The sequence below is a fragment of the Virgibacillus sp. AGTR genome, assembly GCF_016919725.2.
GTDB lineage: Bacteria > Bacillota > Bacilli > Bacillales > Amphibacillaceae > Virgibacillus > Virgibacillus salarius.
Genome location: NZ_JAJERH010000076.1, coordinates 1 through 21156, shown reverse-complemented (window position 1 = coordinate 21156; position 21156 = coordinate 1). Strand labels below are relative to the sequence as shown.

Annotated in this window: 18 protein-coding genes and 3 pseudogenes; 16 read left to right on the top strand and 5 right to left on the bottom strand. The window is 37.9% G+C overall.

The window, feature by feature from the left end:
- Window positions 1-106: 106 nt before the first annotated feature.
- The 4 genes from JUJ52_RS19325 to JUJ52_RS19310 all read left to right on the top strand — a co-directional run bounded on the left by JUJ52_RS19325 (window position 107) and on the right by JUJ52_RS19310 (window position 2184).
- Window positions 107-607 (top strand): hypothetical protein, encoded by a 501-nt coding sequence (locus tag JUJ52_RS19325; protein WP_228089122.1) that lies wholly within the window; start codon window positions 107-109, stop codon window positions 605-607.
- Between the two features lie 29 nt (window positions 608-636).
- Window positions 637-810: a hypothetical protein gene (locus JUJ52_RS19320; protein WP_228089121.1), complete on the top strand. Its 174-nt coding sequence runs from the start codon at window positions 637-639 to the stop codon at window positions 808-810.
- 356 nt (window positions 811-1166) lie between these two features.
- Window positions 1167-1436 (top strand): DUF6241 domain-containing protein, encoded by a 270-nt coding sequence (locus JUJ52_RS19315; protein WP_228089123.1) that lies wholly within the window; start codon window positions 1167-1169, stop codon window positions 1434-1436.
- A 226-nt stretch (window positions 1437-1662) separates the two neighbouring features.
- A complete protein-coding gene (locus tag JUJ52_RS19310; RefSeq protein WP_228089120.1) occupies window positions 1663-2184 on the top strand; it encodes a hypothetical protein in 522 nt (173 codons plus the stop codon).
- A 20-nt stretch (window positions 2185-2204) separates the two neighbouring features.
- Here JUJ52_RS19310 and JUJ52_RS19305 read toward each other — a convergent pair whose 3' ends face one another.
- Together JUJ52_RS19305 and JUJ52_RS19300 are read right to left on the bottom strand one after the other, a co-directional pair.
- Window positions 2205-4394: a glycoside hydrolase domain-containing protein gene (locus JUJ52_RS19305; protein WP_228089119.1), complete on the bottom strand. Its 2190-nt coding sequence runs from the start codon at window positions 4392-4394 to the stop codon at window positions 2205-2207.
- A 457-nt stretch (window positions 4395-4851) separates the two neighbouring features.
- Window positions 4852-5318, bottom strand: a pseudogene (locus tag JUJ52_RS19300) (N-acetylmuramoyl-L-alanine amidase).
- 437 nt (window positions 5319-5755) lie between these two features.
- Between JUJ52_RS19300 and JUJ52_RS19295 the strand changes: the two are divergent.
- From JUJ52_RS19295 to JUJ52_RS19270, 6 genes are all read left to right on the top strand, one after another.
- The gene (locus JUJ52_RS19295; RefSeq protein WP_228089118.1) at window positions 5756-6130 is read left to right on the top strand and encodes a hypothetical protein; all 375 of its coding nucleotides are present in this window, start codon (window positions 5756-5758) and stop codon (window positions 6128-6130) included.
- 811 nt (window positions 6131-6941) lie between these two features.
- Window positions 6942-7220, top strand: a complete 279-nt coding sequence (locus JUJ52_RS19290; protein WP_228089117.1) for a hypothetical protein — start codon at window positions 6942-6944, stop codon at window positions 7218-7220.
- 31 nt (window positions 7221-7251) lie between these two features.
- Window positions 7252-9603 (top strand): isopeptide-forming domain-containing fimbrial protein, encoded by a 2352-nt coding sequence (locus tag JUJ52_RS19285; protein WP_228089116.1) that lies wholly within the window; start codon window positions 7252-7254, stop codon window positions 9601-9603.
- A 317-nt stretch (window positions 9604-9920) separates the two neighbouring features.
- Complete coding sequence (locus JUJ52_RS19280; RefSeq protein WP_228089115.1) at window positions 9921-10256, top strand: hypothetical protein; 336 nt, start codon at window positions 9921-9923, stop codon at window positions 10254-10256.
- Window positions 10257-10398: 142 nt separating this feature from the next.
- A complete protein-coding gene (locus tag JUJ52_RS19275) occupies window positions 10399-10587 on the top strand; it encodes a hypothetical protein (protein ID WP_228089114.1) in 189 nt (62 codons plus the stop codon).
- A gap of 233 nt (window positions 10588-10820) precedes the next feature.
- Window positions 10821-13124, top strand: coding sequence for an AAA family ATPase (locus JUJ52_RS19270; protein WP_228089113.1), 2304 nt, complete (start codon window positions 10821-10823; stop codon window positions 13122-13124).
- A gap of 191 nt (window positions 13125-13315) precedes the next feature.
- Here JUJ52_RS19270 and JUJ52_RS19265 read toward each other — a convergent pair.
- Window positions 13316-14028, bottom strand: a pseudogene (locus JUJ52_RS19265) (Tn3 family transposase).
- Window positions 14029-14075: 47 nt separating this feature from the next.
- Window positions 14076-14350 (bottom strand): annotated as a pseudogene (locus JUJ52_RS19260) (recombinase family protein); the annotation flags it as partial.
- 24 nt (window positions 14351-14374) lie between these two features.
- Between JUJ52_RS19260 and JUJ52_RS19255 the strand changes: the two are divergent.
- The gene (locus JUJ52_RS19255) at window positions 14375-15274 is read left to right on the top strand and encodes an ETX/MTX2 family pore-forming toxin (RefSeq protein ID WP_228089112.1); all 900 of its coding nucleotides are present in this window, start codon (window positions 14375-14377) and stop codon (window positions 15272-15274) included.
- A gap of 400 nt (window positions 15275-15674) precedes the next feature.
- Here the strand turns inward: JUJ52_RS19255 and JUJ52_RS19250 are convergent, their stop codons facing one another.
- Window positions 15675-15848, bottom strand: a complete 174-nt coding sequence (locus JUJ52_RS19250; protein WP_228089111.1) for a hypothetical protein — start codon at window positions 15846-15848, stop codon at window positions 15675-15677.
- 538 nt (window positions 15849-16386) lie between these two features.
- On the opposite strand from JUJ52_RS19250, the gene JUJ52_RS19245 reads away from it, so the two are divergent.
- From JUJ52_RS19245 to JUJ52_RS19225, 5 genes are all read left to right on the top strand, one after another.
- Entirely contained in the window at window positions 16387-18168 is a 1782-nt protein-coding gene (locus JUJ52_RS19245) for a CpaF/VirB11 family protein (RefSeq protein WP_228089110.1), read from the top strand.
- A gap of 17 nt (window positions 18169-18185) precedes the next feature.
- A complete protein-coding gene (locus tag JUJ52_RS19240) occupies window positions 18186-19007 on the top strand; it encodes a hypothetical protein (protein ID WP_228089109.1) in 822 nt (273 codons plus the stop codon).
- Between the two features lie 37 nt (window positions 19008-19044).
- The gene (locus JUJ52_RS23615) at window positions 19045-20100 is read left to right on the top strand and encodes a hypothetical protein (RefSeq protein ID WP_308036056.1); all 1056 of its coding nucleotides are present in this window, start codon (window positions 19045-19047) and stop codon (window positions 20098-20100) included.
- A 145-nt stretch (window positions 20101-20245) separates the two neighbouring features.
- Window positions 20246-20734, top strand: a complete 489-nt coding sequence (locus JUJ52_RS19230) for a hypothetical protein (RefSeq protein ID WP_228089108.1) — start codon at window positions 20246-20248, stop codon at window positions 20732-20734.
- Between the two features lie 27 nt (window positions 20735-20761).
- Complete coding sequence (locus JUJ52_RS19225) at window positions 20762-20995, top strand: hypothetical protein (protein WP_228089107.1); 234 nt, start codon at window positions 20762-20764, stop codon at window positions 20993-20995.
- The last annotated feature ends 161 nt before the right edge of the window (window positions 20996-21156 follow it).

Genomic DNA, 21156 nt, shown 5'->3' with positions numbered 1-21156 from the left:
ATGGTATTTTAAAAATGTCTACTTTAGGGAGGGTTTCCATCTGAACCTGACCATGTTATAATTAACTAAATCTTAAAATATTTTTAAATTCGGGAGATGACATGTAATGAAAAAGAGAATGTTAGGCAGTATTTTGGGGTTATTGTTTATTTCATTCATACTTGGTAGCACCACAGTTTTTGCTGAAGAAACTAATTCAGAGGATGAAATTCAACCAGAAGTAACTATATATGACAATGAGGGCAATTTAGTTGAACCAATTGTTCAGCCACCAATATCGCTTCTAGGTGCAGGCCTACCAACAAAAGTTAAATATCTTAACAACTCACAATCCTACCAATCAAGTGAGTTTTCTGCATCCGGACGTAGGTATAGCGGTTATTCATTTACAACAAACAACGCTTCTGGCAAATTCAAACTCACTTTTAAGAAAGGAGGTTTTGGTGTCAATATACACACTTGGGTTGGGTATCCTGGTGACGTATTTGAATCTTATAACCTTCCTTTGAGTGGATCACCCTATACACTTATCACAGATCATTACTTCTATTTTGTTGTAGATAATCCAAATGCAGGACAAACATATAAGGTAACTGCAATAAAGTAATTCTATGACATGTTAGAAAGGAGCTATGTATGAAAAAGAGAAGTACTATTGTATTAATAACAATAAGCATTATTATTTTTGGTGTTTTCACGTATTATTCGTTTTCTACTAAAGCTAATAAAGAAACCGACAGTATAGTAACGGATAAAAATGGAGAAGTAGTAGAACCACTTAACGAAGATAACGGTAACATGGGTCATTGATGTAAGGTGCCATTACTAGGGAATAGGTTACAAGTGCATCCTTATCTTAAAAGGCGGAGTTTTTATGCTCTGTCTTTTTTACGTATATATTTTAGACTTTTTATGTAATGTTCTAGCAAAATATCACATGAGAAAATAATCTTGTGATAGGATTAAAATAGTTGAGTTTTACCTTTAGGTCAGTAGATTGAAAGGTTAAAATTAATTTCTATATTTTGGGGTCACTGTAAAGTTCTTCTGGTCTACTTCTTCCAGCATAAGTCATACACAGACCCATCAAACCAAACATCGCATTTTTTACACACTTCCTTGGAGTTTGGATTAAACATTCTTTGCATTGGTCAGTGGTACCTCCGATGAATGGGGAACACTTTGAAATGCACCCAAAACCAATTCACTGGTTATTGGAAGGATTAAAAAAACAAAATATGATCTTGGAGAGGATAAAATATAGGGAAGTATTAGGGCGCTGGGGAAATGAGGATTTTTCGAAAATAGTTGATGAGCGTAATTTTATCTGGAGTAAGAATGAAGGAACAATAGGGAGAGCAACAGATAGATTAACGAAAGAACAAGAAAGGGAATATTTAGTGAAAGAATATGATAAGCAAAGTTATTTCCAATAATCTTTCTAACTCAATGTGTGACATAAAAACTTTCAATTCCATGGGAAATGTTAATGAATATAACCTTCATTAGCTCTTCCAAATTCTTTGCCATTACTGTTAAAAAAGAAGTTGAAGTGCGTATTGGAAGGCGTATCATCGGTAAGTTAGCTTGTATAGTGTGAAACCCGTATGAAGTGTTTAGAGGAATAGTGAAAATTTAAAATAACTTATAGAGGGAGTTTTTATGGAAATTAAATTAAATTACTCACTTAATGAGGAGGATATAGATAAGTTTGTAGAAAGTTTGTACAAATTTAGTAAATATGATAAAAAGCAAAAATTTAGGGTTATATCAGTTGCGATTCCTATTCCTATATTGATTTGTGTTCTAATCGATAAATTTTCTCCAGGAACACCTGCCGGAATATACATGATTTTTATAATCCTGGGTTCTCTTCTTATGTATAAAACTGGCTTAGACGATATTAAGAAAAATAATAAAAAGGCTATAATTAACAACAAAGTTGGGTTTGTAGGAGAAAGGCAAGCTATTTTAACTAACGAATCTATTAAAATCAAATTTATTAATGATCAAAAGAAAGAAATAAAGAATCTATGGCAAGATGTGGATTTTTATATTAGGGAAAATGAGAATATTTTTATATTCATAGAGAATAAAAATATTGTGCATCAACTAAAATTAGGTAGTAAAATTGATCTAGTTGAAGATTTCTTAGAGAATATAGGAGTAAATAAAAAAGTGTAGGCTCTCCCTACACTTTTTTATTATTCATCTTCTTCAAGAACATCGTCAGCATCCGCAGCTCCTATAATGAAGGATACTAGTAGAGCTATAGTTCCAACAACAGGATTTGTATAAGCAGGAATTCTAATTGCAAGTCTTGCAGCTGCTAAGCCAAGAGCTACCCATTCAGCTTTCTCTATAATTTCTCTCACAGGGGTATACTCTGGAGCACCTGTATTTGTATAATATTCATGAATAACAGATACTGCTAATTCTACAGCTTGTCCATCTACTTCTATCTTGTCTTTGTAAGCAGTAATTTTTATTGTATGAACAGTTGAAGTTATATCGGAGGAAAATTCAATCCAACCATTCCCTATAGTTATAGCCAAATCATCTAGTTGACGCTTATAATCCTTAATTCTACCTGCACTTAAATTGCCATATAAATCGCTACCAATTAAATCTTTTATATTATAGCTAACGTTACTGTCGGTTACTTGAATTACTTTGTTAGCATCACTATTTAATTCATAGCTAGTCTCTGCCTCAATATAAATTTTATAAAGAAGAGTATCGAAGACTTTTATTCTTTCATTAAAGTTAAATTTGGCTCCAAAAGCATTTGGATCTGAAAAGAATCCAGATAAACAGCCGCCTAAGTCTAGCATTTCATCGTATAATTTCTTTCTTACTGGATTCTCTTCAGAAGGAGGATTAACACTACTTACACCAGTATCTCTTCCTGAATAGTCATTTTTGTCAATTCTAAGTGAGCCAGAAATACCATCCGCAATAGTAGTCTCGTAAAATTGGCTGAAGGACCAATTTGTTGGCATTGGATATCCTAAATTACCACTAAATCCTGTTGACATATTTGCAACAAAACTATGTTCTGCATTCACAATTGAATCACCATATGCTCGAATACAAATATTTCTTGGTCCATATACTCCTAGCTTATACTTATTAAGACCGGATTCGCCAGCTGTTGAATTTAAAGCTTGTTTTACTCCTCTTAAATAAGGAAGAATTAAGTTAGTGACCTCAAAATCATACGCATCAAAATCAACTGCAAAATATATAGTTGTGCCATAAGGAAATCCTAATCGTTCAGCCGCCTCAGTAGCTCTAAGTCCATCACTGAATCCTCGCTCATAATTGAAGTACTCCGCATACCACCCACCATCTTGATATATAGGGAAGACACGTATACCGTTTACTGCAAGAACGTTTAGTTCCTCTTGAGTCATTGCTTTTGAACGACGTTCGGCTCCAGTTCCTACATATCCTGTTAAATAGCGACCGATAATCTGGTAATTATAATTAAGCAAGGTATTAGCAGTTGTTTGATTAATAACCGTAGATGCATCGCAAGCGATTGCCACCCGTCCGGTATACCCATTGCTCGTTAGCAATTGCTTGATGGTTGGCATATCAGCAACCCCATTAGCAGGAAGGGTCATAAATTCTTGGAATTCTCTTACTGCTGATTCTACAGATTCCCCATAATTACCGTCATATAGACCTGTTTGATAATATCCATTAGCTGCTAATGCGAATTGAAGAATTCTATTTTGTTCTCTATTTTCATTCCCCAGTCTTAGGGTTGGAGTGTTAGATTGTGTACTAGGTCCATAATGACCATTCGCAATATGTCCAATACCAATTTCATGTTGTAGAGCATAGATAATAGCTTTGTTAGTTTTTCTTTCATATATCCCATTTGTTGGAATGTAGTCGAAATATTTACTATAATTTCTGTTTAGTAATTGCTGCATTGTTCTAATATATGATGGATATCCATCTGATTGTTTAAAACCATCAGTATTTAATATTGCTTCCATCAATTTAGCATCTACATATCCAGTTGGATTCAATCCAACGTGAGTTTCAAATTCCTTAACTTTATCTTCTGTATGCCCAAAGAAATTACCTGTGAACCCACCTGGGTTATATCCTTTACACCAAAATCCGCCTTGGAGAATTCTGTTTAGATTTGTTGGCTCTTCATTATTATCTTGTCTAGATAATCCAGGGAACTTTTCTCTTGTACTTGGCCCAAAATTAGGTACAGGAGAATCTATTCCAATTTCGATTTGAAGGCCGATAATTAATGCATCCACAGTTGTGTTTCCTGTTCTTCCATCTTCAGGTATAGGTGTATACCCAGTCTTTCCTGTGTAAGTTTTGTTCAACCACTTTTGTACTTCTAATACCATTTTGTCCATAAATTTCAATCCCTCTCATTATCTTATTTGGATGGGCCCCATATTAAGTAAAGAGGAACGAAACTAAAATAAAACAACCTGTTTTGCAAAAACTGATATAACAAAAGGGGAAAAGGATGCTTGTTTTCCTGCAGTGAGTGTTCTAAAATTCTCTTTTTCATCTGGAATATAGATATACTCAACAAGTAAAAAAAGGACATTTTTTAGTTAGTCCTTTCCTTTCCAAATATTATCTTACCCAATTCTACAGAATAGAAATAAACTAAAACCCTCATGGGTGTATTCTTTAGCAATATTGGTGAAAGTTCTATTGAAATGATCGTCGCTACAAACATATCCTGAACGAGTTCTGATTGTAGTCCAAAACCCATTTCCATCTTCTTCTTTTTTATAAAGAGAGAGGATCATGTTGAAATTCAACCGTCTATCACTTTTCAGTACTTTGCCAAAAACTTATCTAAACAGCGATTAATATACTTTTAGCAATGGTTAAACTTAATCCCTTTACGAAAGAAGGCTGCTTTAAATAGTTCGTATCCACCACAGAATCCAAAAATAAATTTTCCAGCAATATGGCTGGCATGTTGGTTTCCCGAAGAACCGCAAAATTAGCTTCCTTTCTCCCTCTGTCCCGCAAATTATACTGTGCATAAAACTCCATGACAGATGTATGGATCACACGCTGAATTTCCCCGGTTTTGGTGTTACGGAATCCCGGATAAATATAACTCTCTAAACCTTCCCCTCCTCCGGCGTTATGATGAGAGAGACAAACAAATCGGCACCATAGGCATTGGCCATACGTGCCCGTTCGCTTAAGGATATAAAGGTATCTGTGGTTCTAGTCATATGGACTTCCATGCTGCTTTCGTTTAACACGGCGTAAACTTTTTTGGTTATGTCTAACGTTAGGTCTTTTTCCACTAAATCAAACCCTGAAGTACCAGGATCATATCCCCCGTGTCCGAATAGTCTTTAAAGAAACAAAAAAATGGATGACTTTACATTGAATACTGTAAAGTCATCCATTATGACTGGTTAAGATAACCGCGGTTTGTTGGCGATACACCTTTCCTGAATTTTCGAGTCTCCAAGCCCCCTGATAATAGGGTGTGATCTTGTTGTCAGGAAAAGGGTCCAGACGAACCGTGTTACCCACACATCCCGTTTTGTTTAACATATCATCAGGTGTTCAACAATGTGTCATAGCATATGGTAAAATTTGATGTTTAAAAGGTTATTGGGGCATTAATTTGTGCTATAATTGTGAAAAGACTTGTATTTTATGTTATATTTGATAAATTTTTACAAATATACGGCGTCTTTTTAAAATAAAGCACGCAGAGAGGGGTGGGGGTGAGATGGTACTAAAATCGAGAAATACAATGGTAGCGTCGGCTGTACTTTTCCTTCTTGTTGTGATCCTTCTGCGTTGTGCCGGCGGTTTTGTCGAAGATAACATTGTGCGGGTGGTTGGTTCGATTTTCGGCGGTAGTGCAGAGAACATCCCGTTGATTGATTTCAGTTCGATTGATCTGTCATGGATAAACCCTGCAAATTGGTCTATGGACGAAATCATTTCCGGCGTTAATCAATGGTTGCACGATATAATTGACTCGATACTACCGGCTGTTATTAACACGTTGAACATCGGAGTGATTACGGCTATTGCAACCCGTGCGAAATTGTTGGGTGCGGTAACGACCGCAGTGAAAGCTGCACCTGCAGCGTTATAATTCAAAGTGAGCAAGCTTAATTGGGAGATAAGGCAGATGGTAAAAAGATTGGCGGAACGACCGACCTGGGAAGGGTTCGGTCCTTCGTCTATTTTTTAGTCAAACATCAAATAAAAATCATAAAAACAACTATATGTCCAGTAATTTACAAGTGATTTGTTTAACATTTCAAATTCGGTTTTTATCAACTTTTATTGACTTCCATTATATGGAATTATATGATAATTATAGGTCATAAGACAAAGACCAGAATAAAGGTGGGTGAGGGTCTAATGTTAGAGTCAAACACAGACAGATCATATTTCATGATCGGAGCCGTTATCGTTGCCGCTATCTTAATCGCAGGAGCTACGTTCATTTTTAGAGATGTATTGTTCTTCAATGACGACGCGGTCATCCCGTCGTTACTTGATAACATTTTTGGCCAGGCGAATGAGATGATAACCGATATTGATAACAATTCCGGTTTGAGCTAGGGCTCATAAGCCGTAACAATTCATTGCTTGTACAAAAAGGAGTCCTACCGAAAGGACTTCTTTTTTTATGAAGTGAACAGACGAATAAAAAGAGGTGACGTACGATGCTAAGGGATGCGCCGAAGATTTATCTACTCATGTTCCTATTTCTTGCACTGTTGAGCCTGCTTGTCATCTGGTACACGGATATGTTCCAAAGGGATGACGATACCCTGCAGCTTAATGATGCGATTCTTTCGACGTCTGTTTCCGAGGTGGACCAGAGATCGCGGTTGTATGAAGGGTCGCTTCTGCTGTCTGAGACGTTTGAACCGGCAATGTGGGAGCGTCTCGTTATGATTTATAACAAAGGAGACACCGTCCAGTTTGATTATATGTTCGATACTGAAGATGAACATTTCGATAATGTTGAAAACCATACGGTTTCTTCTCCGACATATGTCATCGGAGGTACAGGCTCAGACGTTCCAAACGAAGATCATATGGCGTACATGACAGGTCGACCGATCCAGGCAATTCGCGTGAAGGTCCACGAAAAAGGGGACAGGGTAGGAGAATGGACATATACCTCTACGATAGCCGTGGATGCTGCAAGTAAATCAAATGCTGAGTGATGCCGTATTAATTGAAGGAGGTTGTATACCAATGCAGAGGCAATGTAAATTATGGTTTCGATGGTTCGTGTTCAGTGTGGGGATGCTCGGTGTACTGATTTTTACATCGAACGTGTCTGCCGCAGTTACTGTTGGAGATATTTTAGATGGTCATGCCGATGTTCCCAAAGATAATGATGTGGCTAGTAGCAAATATGCCGTAATTGCGCAATTTGGTAGTAAATCTGAACTAATTCTAAGCGGAGCCACCACGAAAAAAAGCAATAATGGTCGTGATTTGTTCGTAGAGCCGAGCAATAATAAGAAAGGAAAGATCAAAGCCCTTTATACGAATGTCGGCACATATAAGGGCAAATCGTTAGATTTTGAATTGATCGTCGATGATTGGGAAGAAGCAGGGTTTAATGGTGGCGAATTTTTCCTCTTTTATGATACGCATATTGGATTCAAGCAGGGTGGATATGAATATGTGTCACTTAGAGGAACGTATAAGTATAGCGATACAGGAAAACCGGCAACGGATTTGACAGGTTCGTATATGACCGTGAATGACTTGGATGCCAACCAATTTATGACGTTTGACTCAAACATGATAAATAAAATCGATAAGATTTACGCTTATGGTAATTCTTGGGTGAGTTACTGGAAGCGAAGCGGTAAAACGAATATCGGAGCGAGATTCAATCAAGCATTGGATCCCGATGATGAGCGCGGGATTATTACGATGCTGGTTAGCGGATATGAGTTCGACTTCGAATGGCACAAAGACTGGTCTCGTCCGTCATCAAACAATCAATATTATAATTTTGATCGTACATTAAATTGGCGAAATGAAGCGAGTGGGCAATATTTCGGCTATATCAGTGAAAAGCCAGTCCGAACGGAAGTGCTGGACCCAACCAAAAAAATTATCGATGGAAGTGGGAAGCAGAGAGACTCAACCACTATTACGGCGCCAGATAGTTTTACGTACGAGGTTTATCATACCGTTCCATCAGAATATCCAAAGTTCTTCTATGATTCTTATGTCATGAAAGATGTGATTCATGGTGCGCTATCGATTGATGATGTGAAGGTGTATAATTCGGACGATAAGGATGTGACAAGCCGTTTTACAATTCGTACTCATGGACAAACGATAACCGCTACAGCAAAGGGTAGCACCTTATCCAATAAGGGTTTTTACGGTAAGGATTATCGGTTTGTCATGGATGTAACTGTAGATAGTTCTCCGAAATTGCTTGATTATGCGGATGGTGATGATCATTTCATCATTAAGAACACAGCGACGGTGACGGTTGATGGAAAAGAAAAGTCTACAAATGATGTTAAAACGACGGTTAAGTTGCCACGCACCGATATCGGCATGGAAAAAATACAGATTTATACGGATAAAGCAGATGCCGGATTACCGGTGCGGTTGGATATAAAAACTAAGAATGATGTTGGTATGTACGATGATGACATCATCAAAATTGAATTATATGAAAAGCATGATGGTACCAAAACGCGCGTGGAGACAAAAAAGGTTGCGTTAAAAGATATCGCTGACACAATTAATATGAAAATCCCAGATGATGGACTGCGAAAAGATGCGGTGCGTAACTACGAAGCAGTTATTGCTGAATATAATAAACATCATATTCGTGTGAAAGATAATGTTCGTGTGATTGATACTGACGGTCACACAGCAAAAGAAGGGGTTATCACGACCGAGAAACCGTTCACGGGCGTTGTGATGACGGAGCGCAAATTAGGAGAAAACATGAAGGAATATACCGAAACGGTGGGTGTATCATATGAACCTACACCGCGAGTGAAATCAGGATATGGTATTGAGGTGACAGCGGAGATAGCCTACGGAAATGAAAAGTTAGCGGATGTGGCGCGCGTCATGAATGTTAATAGTACGGTAGATGCGAATGTAGCCGCGGATTATCCGTTGATCGATAGGAGCCTTGCTTATTATGATAGCGATCGGAGGTATGAGGACGGCGATACCATCGCGATAAATCTGTTGCGTAAACAAGAGTCTCTCGACGATGATACGTCACGGGTTACGTACCAGCTCCCACGCGTATTCTTGGAGCAACATACAGGGTATACGTTTACCCAACAGCAGAAAGCAAATGGCAGCATAAATGGTGAGGCAATTAATGCCGGTCATAAGCTTTACATTCCTGTATGGGTGGATGCACTTGGAACATACAACATGGCTTTTCAAAGTAGCGAACCAATTGGTTCTCACCGCATGCGAATCGATGTGAACGGTTCCGTTTATGTGTATGCGTACATGTTTCATCATACAGACTCAGAAACACCAGAGGAAGACGAAATACTGCTTCATCCAATACCACAAGAGGACAATCCGTTTGATTGGTAAACATTTGTATAAAACGTTGTCAAATCAGTAGAATGCCCCACTATTGGGGCTTCTTTTTTACTGGAAAATTTTGTATAATAAAGAAAATGGGATAAAAAGGAGCGGGCTATAACATATGGGACCTAAAAACATCAAATTGCGGACAGCAAATAACGATATTAGAAAAAATACTGGAAGGACAGAGATGGGATACTATTCATTATTGCAATATCAAATTAACAAATTAATAGATAATGATGTGTCTATCATTTTCATCGACCCCAAAAACGAAAGAATAAAAAATAAATAATATGAATTGCTATAGAAAGGATGGTAATATGCCAAATTCAGAGATCGCGTTTGATTTAGACATTCACCCATATTTAGGGTTCTACCAAATAAATGAAAACGGAATGAAATGCGAATTTATGGAGTTAGAAGGCTATAATATGCTATGTAACCGAGATATTGGGGTATTTAAAAAAGGAGAAACTTATCTTATTCATAGTAATTCTAACGATGATATTATTTTCGACAATGATCAAGCAAGAGAATTAGCCTTGAAATCGGGGAGAAAATTAAGCGATCTTGATTTAGAGTATGGTTTTTATGAGTTTATCCCAGTTGAACGTTTTGAAGATAGAACATTTACTCTAATAGAAGTACTTGATTAGATCAATCAAAAATAAAAGTTAATTAAATTAGGTGTGAAGGGTTCTATACCAGGTATTTTTGTTACTGTGGGGTTGATTAATGGTAAGTGTGGAGAAAAAGCAAGTAAAAATATAAACATTACTTATAAGAAGGTGTTTATTTTTGGATAAATTAAAGAAACAATTTATAAGATATTATGTCATTATACCAATTACTTATTTTATATCATGGGAAATTTTTGCATTCATTCGCGGAGATGATTTAAATGAAGCTTTTTCTTGGGTTGCTTGTTACTACATTTTGATGAGTATCTACGGATTTGTTATTATAAAAAGTGATAAAAATAAGTAACTATCAGCTCTTATATAGGGCGCTCGGTACATGCCTATAAATTTAAGGAGAATGACTTTACCAAAATGAAAAAAACACCATCCTTACAGTAAGGATGGTGTTTTATGTGTAGAAAAGTTTACAGCCTAAGATCTAGATGCAATTAAACTTTGGATTACCTTTTTATTTGATATAGACTATACGATGATATAATGATGAATATAAAACATACAAAAGGAGAGATGAATTAGAAGATGCAACAGACAAAGAGAGATCAATATAATTTTATTATAAATAAAGCGATAGACCACTTAAGGGAAAAGCCAGATGAAGAGCTACAAATGAAATCTATTCAAATCAACAAATTTTCTTCCCAAGATAGGTCTGATAAATTATTTACTGATTATCCGAGTCTTAGATATTTCCGGCCAATTTTCGTAGGATACTTTGCTACAAATAAAAAAGTTTTATTGCTTAGTTTGATTCTTGCTGCGCTGTTATGTCTGTCCACATTCATTTCAGTTGCCATGGCTTTTGGGGAAGTGCTTACGAGTGTTGTGTTTTTATTTTTCATTTATTTTTTATCTGCTGGATTATTGGTTATGGGATTGCAGACATTATTAGGGTTTTTAGGTAAAAATAGCGATCTGGATCGGTTCAAACGTAATGTTGTAGACATTACAAATAGATTTAATGAGCTGAATCGTAGTGAATACGTAGATAAATGGAAAATAACGTATGAACATGAATATGTTCAAGTTATATTTTATCCACCCTATAATTTAGGGAATATAGAACCGAGTATAATGTTGGATTATTATAGTGCTTATTTCAATAGAAATACACATGACGAACAAATTACGGAGGATTCTGGAATATACTTCACAATTCGCTACCTAGAAAAGAAGCTAAATACCGAAAAACAACAACAAGAAAAACTTCAAGAAGTTATTAATTCTATTGAAGGAGCGCAACGGCTTGAAGTGGCTGAGATGGCCCAAGAGAATGAAGATGCTTCTATTAAGCAGGAAAAAAATCAAATGGATGTTTATTTATTAGAAAAAGCAGAAAAAGATTTGGATAACTTAGTTGGTTTAGACGCAGTCAAAGATAAAGTTACTCAATATAAAGATAATATTATCATACAGTTAGAGCGTATTGAGATTGGCCAGAATACAAATTTTCACAATCAACACATGCTCTTTACTGGTAATCCCGGAACAGGAAAAACAACAGTTGCTAGAATCATGGCAGATATATTTAAAGCTCTTGGAATGGTGTCGAAAGGCCATTTGATAGAAGTAACCCGGAAGGATTTAGTCGGTGAACATATAGGGCACACTGCGCCAAAAACAAACGGCGTAATTCAACAAGCCATTGGTGGTGTTTTGTTCATTGATGAAGCTTATTCTCTTACACGTACAAATGAATCTGATTTTGGTATTGAAGCTGTTGACGAACTTGTTAAAAGCATAGTCGTAGCTATACGAGATCGGAGTCCACTGTTAGATTCCATAAACGTTTCCATTTCATCGGTATACCCAGCTAAAATAACTACAAGGTCATCGCTGTATTCCTCCATACAAATTTCTGGCCGAAATGATGTTGGAAATGGAAGAGCAGTAGACAAGATGCTACAACAAATTATTGATCAACAATCGAAAAGGCTTGTCAAAACGCCTGATCGTAATGCAGATGAATTAAAAATGATACTTCCAGAAGATATTGTAGTCCAGAAAGCAGAAAAATTTGATTTAGAAAAAGAACTCTCTACAATCGTTGGAAACGAGGAAATTAAGAACCATATTCGAACGCTGGGAGCCCAAGTTAAACTCCAAAAACAAAGAAGAGAAAAAGGTTTAGGGACAGCGAAGGGGCAATCACTACATATGGTTTTCAAAGGGAACCCGGGTACTGGGAAAACGACTTTTGCTAGAATAATAGCAATGCTCTTAAAAGAAATAGGCATTATTAAATCTGGACACTTGGTGGAAACGGATCGTAGTAAACTTGTAGGAGCTTATATAGGTCATACAGAAAAGAATACGGAGAAGGTTATTAAGCAATCACTTGGTGGAGTTCTTTTTATTGATGAAGCTTACACACTAGCTGACGGATATTCGCAAGATTTTGGTTCAAAAGCTATATCAACTATTATGAAGGCAATGGAAGATTACCGCGAAAATTTAGTTGTCATCGTGGCAGGATATAACAAGGAAATGGAAGATTTTCTCGCTATTAATCCGGGTTTAGAATCAAGGTTTCCGTATACATTTGAATTTAAGGATTATACGGAGGAAGAAATGTTTGAAATTTTAATAGGAATGGCTGAGGCGGAAAACTATGTTATTGACCAGAAATGCAATCCGATTATCAAAGAATTATTTAGAGAAGAAATAAATAGTGGTAAATCAGGGAATGGACGGTATGTAAGGAATTTGTTTAATGCTGCAGTCCAAAATCTTTCCGTCCGTCTTTTTCAACATCATAATCCAGATGAGAAGGATTTGCAGATGCTTAAGGCAGAAGATTTTCAAAAAATAATGATGAAACAATAGAGGGTTATTTAATAATTAGCTTGTAACATTTGCTACTTCACTATTTTTCACAAAAATTGCATGCTTATAAGCATTTTGGCTTTCTTCTTTATGGGGTACCGCCAACCAAATGACATAAAACCCACGATAAGACATTTTCTGGAAGATAAAAAGTCGATTTTCCCACGTTAAGGAATTTCGGCTTTTGTGTTTTACTTTCGGAGTGGTCGTAATGTTTCTAATGTAGTTGATTGCTTAAATTTGAATTTATATTCACCAAGGAAGTTGATATGTTCCCAGCCAAGCGGTGAAATATGATGTAACAATTCTTCATGCAAGACACCGTTCTCTTGTTCATATTCTATTGCCTTGGTTAAATGTAGCGTATTCCATATACTAATGGCATTAATAATAATATTTAATGCACTAGCTCTTTGAAGTTGATCCTGAAGCGCACGTTCACGCAACTCGCCACGTTTTCCGAAAAAATAGATCTAGCCAAAGAGTTTATAGCTTCACCTTTATTTAATCCACGATGAATTTTTCTTCTTAATGTTTCACTTGAGATGTAATCTAAAACGAAAATTGTTTTTTCAATCCTTCCCATCTCACGAAGTGTTGTAGCTAAGCTATTCTGCCGAGCGTAAGAACCAAGCTTTCCCATAATAAGAGAAGCAGATACAGTACCCTTCTGAATAGAATGAGCTAATCGTAATACATCATCGTAATTTTTTTTGAATAACATTTACATTGATTTGACCGCGCAATGATTTTCTAGTTGTGGAAAATCACTAGATTTTCCTATCGTGTAAAGCTTTGAGTCAGCTAAAACTCGTAAACGCGGTGCAAAACGAAAACCCAATAAATGGGCTAAGCCAAAAACTTGATCAGTATAACCAGCAGTATCTGTATAATGTTCTTCAATCGCTAAATCGGTCTCATGGTGAAGGTGGCCATCAACGACATGTACAGGAAAATAGTAAACAACATTTTTCCATGTGCTGTTGTTGTATCCATGATTCATTTAAACTTTTCAAGTACGCTCCTTTGTGAGAAATTTGTTCCGTAATTTCAATGAAATCTTTTGTAGAAAGTGATAATCGAGTTAAATCTGTTACAACAACTGTACCTTCTAGACGAAGAAATTCTAGCATACTATTTAACTCCGGCCGATTTCTTTTTGTACCAATTATTTTTTTGAAGAAAATGCGATTACATCCAAATTTTTCTAATGGTTTTTGGTACAATGTTTAGTAAAGGAGATGATAAACATGAAGTCTGGTTACGCTGATAGTGATGCATACACTCAGTTAAAACACCGATGGTCTGACCTGTCGTATGATTTGCGCAATGGAAATAATCTAGCTATTGAATATCCATACAATCAGCAGTTTTCAAAGTCTCGTTATTTTAATAGCTCAAATGAATACTACAAAGAGTATGTACAAGGTTATTTTGCTCCTCATCCAATAGATTGGCATGTAGCAGCATGGATGGAAAATCAATTTGTAAAAAGTATCGGAGATCCAATACAGTCTAGTACTAATAATGTTATAGCTACAGAGGAGCTTCTCACTAATAACACAAATAAACCACGAGAATTATTAACTCCAGAACGATCTTTTACAAGAACATATTCTACAGTTTTAACTCATACGAACAGTGCCGATTTCGGATTGAAGGCTACCTCAGAGTTTAAAATCCCTTTAGTTGGTGGTACAAAAACAGAATTATCTGCAGTATATAAGTACGGAGAATCTAAATCACAAACAACAACCGAAAGTAATACTATTAAAATACCATCTCAAAAAATAACCGTCGAACCTGGACAGAGTATTAAAGTTACTTATCTAATTACTGAAGGTGAGGCAGTAGGTAAATTAGGGTTTTATGGTACACTTAAAGGCTGGACTCCTAATTGTATGGCCTATTTCTCACCAAATAAAGGTGAGGTTCCATTTAATTATATGGTAATCGGTGACTGGTTCCTAACTAAAGGAAAGAGTGAATATAATGGATGGTCTTATAATGCACCTGATGAAATGAACTATAAGATTGATGATGGTACTTATAAAGCGAATTATTATTCTTCAAGTCAGTTAAATATTACTGATATAGATACTAATCAAACAACTAGAATTAATGTGCCAGCGATCGTAAAAACTAATTAGTAGTGGCCACCGCACATGCCCATCAACTTAAGTATATTAACTAGCCAACAAGTGTAAAAGGGGGAGAAGATGCATGTAAACATTGCGTCTTCAGATGGATGTTGTTGAAGAAGAACTTTACGTGCTACGAGTTACAATAAATTAGAAGTGATACACCCTAGCTACCTTTTTTGCAAAACTGAAAAGGTAGCTTTTTTCATCTACAAATCCTTAACGTAGGAAATTCAACTTCCAAAAAATGTTTTAGCGTGGGTTTTATGTCATTTGGTTGGCGGGACCCCTCTATTAATAAGATTTATACCACCAGTAAATAGGGCTAAAGGAGGTACCTATGGAATAGTATTAACTTTTGGATAGATACAGATCAAATGTATTGGAGCTTACAAAAAGAGTGCAACGTTCATTTCTTTTTTGTTTGTCTTAATAAAAGATATATAAAAGAAATACAAAACATAAATAAAAATGTTTTTAACCAATCTAAATTATCATTAGTTTCGTATTTAAATAGCATAACAGCAAGGTAAAATACAACGAATAGAAATGCATATGTAATTAAATAATTTTTTCGGGACATAAATTCCACCTCTTAATTATTAAGATATCAAATTTAATTTTTTATTACCAGATTAATATACTACGGACTTGATTGCCTTACTGAAATATACCTCTATTTTAGAAGTTCCTTTAAGGTAACTCAATGTAACAAAAATGAATGTTAATGGAATATCTTTTATTATATCAAGGTTTTCAGTTTTAACGTACAAATTTCCGTTTTGTCTATACCCAATAACTAGTTTTTCAGAACCTAACTGATAACATATCGGTCGGGTTCTTTTTTAGTTTAATTTGACTCCAGAACAGTAGTACATATTTTGTCATAAGTAAATGTCACACAAAAAAGTATTGAACATCCTGTACAGGTGACACAGATGTGTCGTTGAATCAATAACTAAAACACTATACACACAGTCGTTTGTGTCGTATAATAGGGTCAAGGTATAAAAATGGAAAATTTTTCAATTTATAAGTGCACACCGGTTTATCTATATCAGAACCGGAATGGATCGATACGAATCTGTTTAAATAGACGAATAGAAAGGATGCAGATGCAAATGGCTTTAGGTAAAAAGAGAGAACAGCAGGTACAGGAAAAAGTGGAGCCTCATGAGTTGATTAGCTCGACTGAGGTCGAAAATATACGGAAATCTCTTATTGAAACACACGCAGATTTGGTCGTGCAAGGGATGCTCGACCAGGATGTGCGCGCGAGGCTGGAACGTATCGTGAAACGAGATCATAAGCAGGCAACCAAAGACAATCCCGAGGTGATTGCTTATGTTGTTCGTGAAACCATTGGAACGGGTGTTATCGAGGAAATTCTTCAGGACCCGTCCATCACGGATATCGGCTACAACGGAAAAGAATTGATTGTTGAGACAAATGACAGCAAACAGCGGTTTGATACGAATTTTGAAATATCGGAGGCGTATATCGTGCGTCTCGTCAACAAGTTTGCTAACGCCAACAACAAGGAATTTACAGCGAAAAGTCCGATTTTCGACGGACGTTTCCAGAACGTACGTATCAACGCCGTACATGCGCAGAACACAGCGCCAGAGTCAGGAACGACGATGTCGCTCCGTGTGGTGCGGCCAAAGCTTGCCCTTACGAAAGACAATTTCGAGGGGTTTGCTCCGATGTTCATGTACGACTTTTTTCGGGCGGCTGCCATCGTGAAAGCAAACATGGTTATATCAGGGACGACAGGGACGGGGAAAACAGAGCTTCACAAATTAATTTCCGGGTTCATCCCATTTGACGATCGGATTCTTCTAATCGAAGATACGCCAGAAACGTTTATGAAGGAAATGTTTAAGGACAAAGACGTGTTTTCCTGGGTCACTTCGGACGGAGTCAGCGTTACCCATCTTATTAAAGCGGGACTTCGTAACCACCCAATTTGGATTATGGTCACAGAAACACGTGGTCAAGAAGCCTACGAGATGATTCAGGCGGTACTTTCCGGGCACTCAATCATTACGAGTTTGCACGCAACAGAAGCGAGAGCTATCCCTTCCCGTTTTATCAACATGGCGAAGATGGGATATGAATTGTCTGAAGAGGCGCTCAAGCAGGACATCCGTATGTATTTCGATTTCGGGATACATATACGGAAGGCAAAATATCACGGTCATGTTATTCGTTATTTGTCTGAGGTTATCGAGTTCAATCCAGACGGGGATCAAACCGTATTTAAGCAACGTTTTGTAGACGGGGTTTTCCAATTCGAGACGTTCGATGTCTCCCAGAAGTTTAAAGACAAAATGGAAGAATCCATGGTGGAGATGAATTTCCCAGCAAATTTCAAATCCGAGCGACCTTATAATCCAGATAAAGATACACATACGTTTGAATCATCGATTCCTTTGGATAAAACAGGACGTCCAGACCACGCGAAGATCAAGGCAATGGGGACGACGCTTGACGTCTTGATGGGTCGGGAGAAATTAACGTACAACTCGGACGAAAACGGAGAAGGATTGGATTACCGTACGGACAGGGACGGATACATCGCACCAGAAGTCGACTCATCCTCTCCTTCATCGAGTGTAGCGTCGAGGAAAATCAATCAAGTTAAACAACGGGTGGAAAACAACGATAGGCATCGGACGTCTCGTCCGGTGAAACCAAAAGAAGACAACACCGATCTCGGGGCGGATATCGATCGTATATTGCAGGACATTGGTGTAGGTGCTAATGCTCAGAATGAAGAAGAAAAGCCAAAAAAACCGCCGAAACGCCCACCGTCTAATCCGAAGACGAAAGCGCAGAGTCTATCCGTATCAGACATTGTGAACGAAAAGCGCCGACAATTGAGTCAGGAAGACGTATAAGAAAGGAGAGAGATGTCGTGGCGATAGCAACCAAAAAGAAGAAATCGCTGAATGTAGATGAACTAAGGGCTTACCGTGTCGCTTATGGCGGTAAGCTTGGCGTAAAGGATTTTGCGAATTATGTAGGGCTTCCTGCGGGGCTGTTTGGAGTGTTTTCTTTTCTGCTCTTATATAACGGTTGGGTATCGATTGTCTGTGTCATTATCGGGGTAATCTACGGGGTGTCATTTTTGCTTCCTCAATCGATTAAAAAACAGTATGAATACGAAGCGTTTAACCAGCGCAACAAATTTCTGAACAATATCACGCAGGTGCTTACTGACGATAATCAGACGGTCTTGATGGCCATACGAAAGGTCACATCGAGAGCGGACGGGGAGTTCAAAGAAGATCTGAAACGATTTCATGCGATGTTGATTGGCGCCGACAATGAACGGATGCGGGAATCGGTTAATTGGTTTAGTGATCAATATGATGACGACGTGATTTTTCTTCAGTATCTGGAGCAGTTGGAAACAGCGATGATCGAAGGAAAGACAAATATGGATACACTCAAGGACATTAAGACGTACCATAACGACATCCGTAAGAAGCAGGACGCTTATGAAAAAGCCAAAATCGGGCATTTGCGGGACATGAAACAGTTGATCATCATTACTGGTATCCTCATCATTGCACTTGCCGTAAGTTTTGGTTTTGAAACGTATTTAAATGCTTTTGCAAGGCATCCGGTCGGTTATATTTCGAGCGGACTGTATCTTCTCATGTTGGCAATGTTTTTCAAGCAGTTTGTTGGGTATCTGTTCGACGATTCGGTCATGGAAATTCGTAAGAAATAAAGGTACGAAATTTTAATCAGAAGGGAGTCTTGCGTTTATGCGTCAAGTTACTGGTGCTACGAGTACAACCGGTGTGTCCGAGCGTTCGCCCCGCAAGCCGACAAAGCGCAAAGAATTAAAACAGGCAAAGCGAGTAAGAAAACAGGAAAAAGCCCGAAAGGATAATCAGGAGAAGAATAGAGCAAGAGTGAGAAAAGGCAAGAAAATCAAAGCGGACCCAGGAACGGAATTCAAGCCGTCAATATGGGAAAGGTTCGCTGAGGACAAGTTGTATCATCAGCTCCGAGAGATGGGGGATACAACGAAAAACATCGACAAATTCCAGCGAAAACGAGCACTGTTCTCTCTGTTCATCGTTCTTATCGGGTGTGTTACAGGTGCATTTGTCCACGTTTGGCTCTATCTTACCGGACCTATTTTTGGAGTTGTGTTTTACAAGATGCAGGCAAAAAAGGTAGATAGGTTCTATAAGGCGTGGAAATTCCAGCGCCAATTGAACTTTTCGAAATTCACACGTCTGGTGATTCCTTATTTAAAGCGTCGAACGACGGCGCTGTATACAATTTTTAACAAGATCCTACAGCGAACGGATGATGAAGCCGATAAGCGCAGTTTGTATCAATTAATGGGGGAGATGGGAGATAATCCGGAAAGTCTTGATCCATTCACGGATTTTGCCGAAAGATCATCAGGTACGGATATGAGTCATTTGTTCATGTCCACGATTTACGACTTCCAACATTCTACGTTTGACGTCTCAGTTATCGACGAGCTTGGTCGTATGGCAAGTGAGGATATGATGAATGCCATCGATGAAATCATCGAGATGAAATTGCGTCGGTTTGTCATGTTCCCTACGAAAGTAGTTATGTCGAGTTTTATTCTTGTCGCAGGGCTTGGTGTAGGGCTCATGATTGATAATTTCAAGGACTTAGATTTCAATGGCGGGGTGATGAACCCCTCAGCACAAATACAGAGTGCCGAGCAAATTAAGGAAAACGCGGTCGATGGAGATACTCCGTCACAATTAGAAGAATCAAAGCCATCAAATCAAGAAGATGATAAAGAGGCGGCAAGTGACGACTCTGATTGAATATCTACTAGTTTACGTGATTATACGTGAGCTCCGACCTTATGTAACAAACAAACATATATGATTCTTCCCAGGTTGTCGTAAAAGTGGTGACTGGGGGTTATAATGGTAATATCTACCAAAAAACAGAAAGGAGTGCGTACGTATGCTTGAAGGTGCTGTGATGGAATACGCCAAGTGGTTCATTGGGATGGTCAGTGTCATGTTTATCACCGTGGCGGTCGTCTTTATGTTTAAACTCAACGAAATTAACAGTTTTCAGCAGGATGTGAACTATCAAATTGAGCGCCACGGTGGACTAACACAAGAAGCGAAAATCGCGCTGAATCAAAAGGCGAAAGCCTCCTACGGTGGATGCATTGTCGAGAGTTCGAAGGATAATGCTCCATGCTTGTTTGCTTCTGATCGCGCTGATGAAAGCGTGAAATCAAGCGGACTTTTTATCAGGGAATACAAGGCGCAAGAGGACGGTTCGACCGTCTATTATGATAGAGGTGATGACCAGGCCCGTTATGGAACGACAATTCATTACGTTCTCACCCGACAGATCGGAAGCATCGGTGGAACATCGTTTTTTAAGCCGTCGGTGACCGGAATGAGCGCCAGCCGTGTGAGAGGTGAGCCCGATGTATAAGGTACGTGAAAGGACAGGTGAAAGCTAATGCTGGAATCGAATACATTTCGGAGTATGATGCTGGTTGGTGGTGTGATGTCGCTTGCCATTATTATCGCTTGCTTTTTTGCAACCCCGCTCGTTCCTATAGATGGGAAGGCGAAAACGAATTATGAAAACGTTATGGCTGCCGATTTGGGTGATACGGAGCATCTAACAGGATATCAGTCGATCTTATTCGCGATCAAAGGGAAAACTCGGGGATCGGTTGACCATTATTAATAAGCGTAACGAAAAAAACCGACTCAGTTAAGGAGGCCACTGAAAAAGTCCAAAAAAGATATGATTTCCATTTTATTATGGGATTCATATCTTTTTTTAGTTACAATAAAAGTACTAAGATAGAGCGGGTGGATACAATGATACAAAAACAACAATCAATG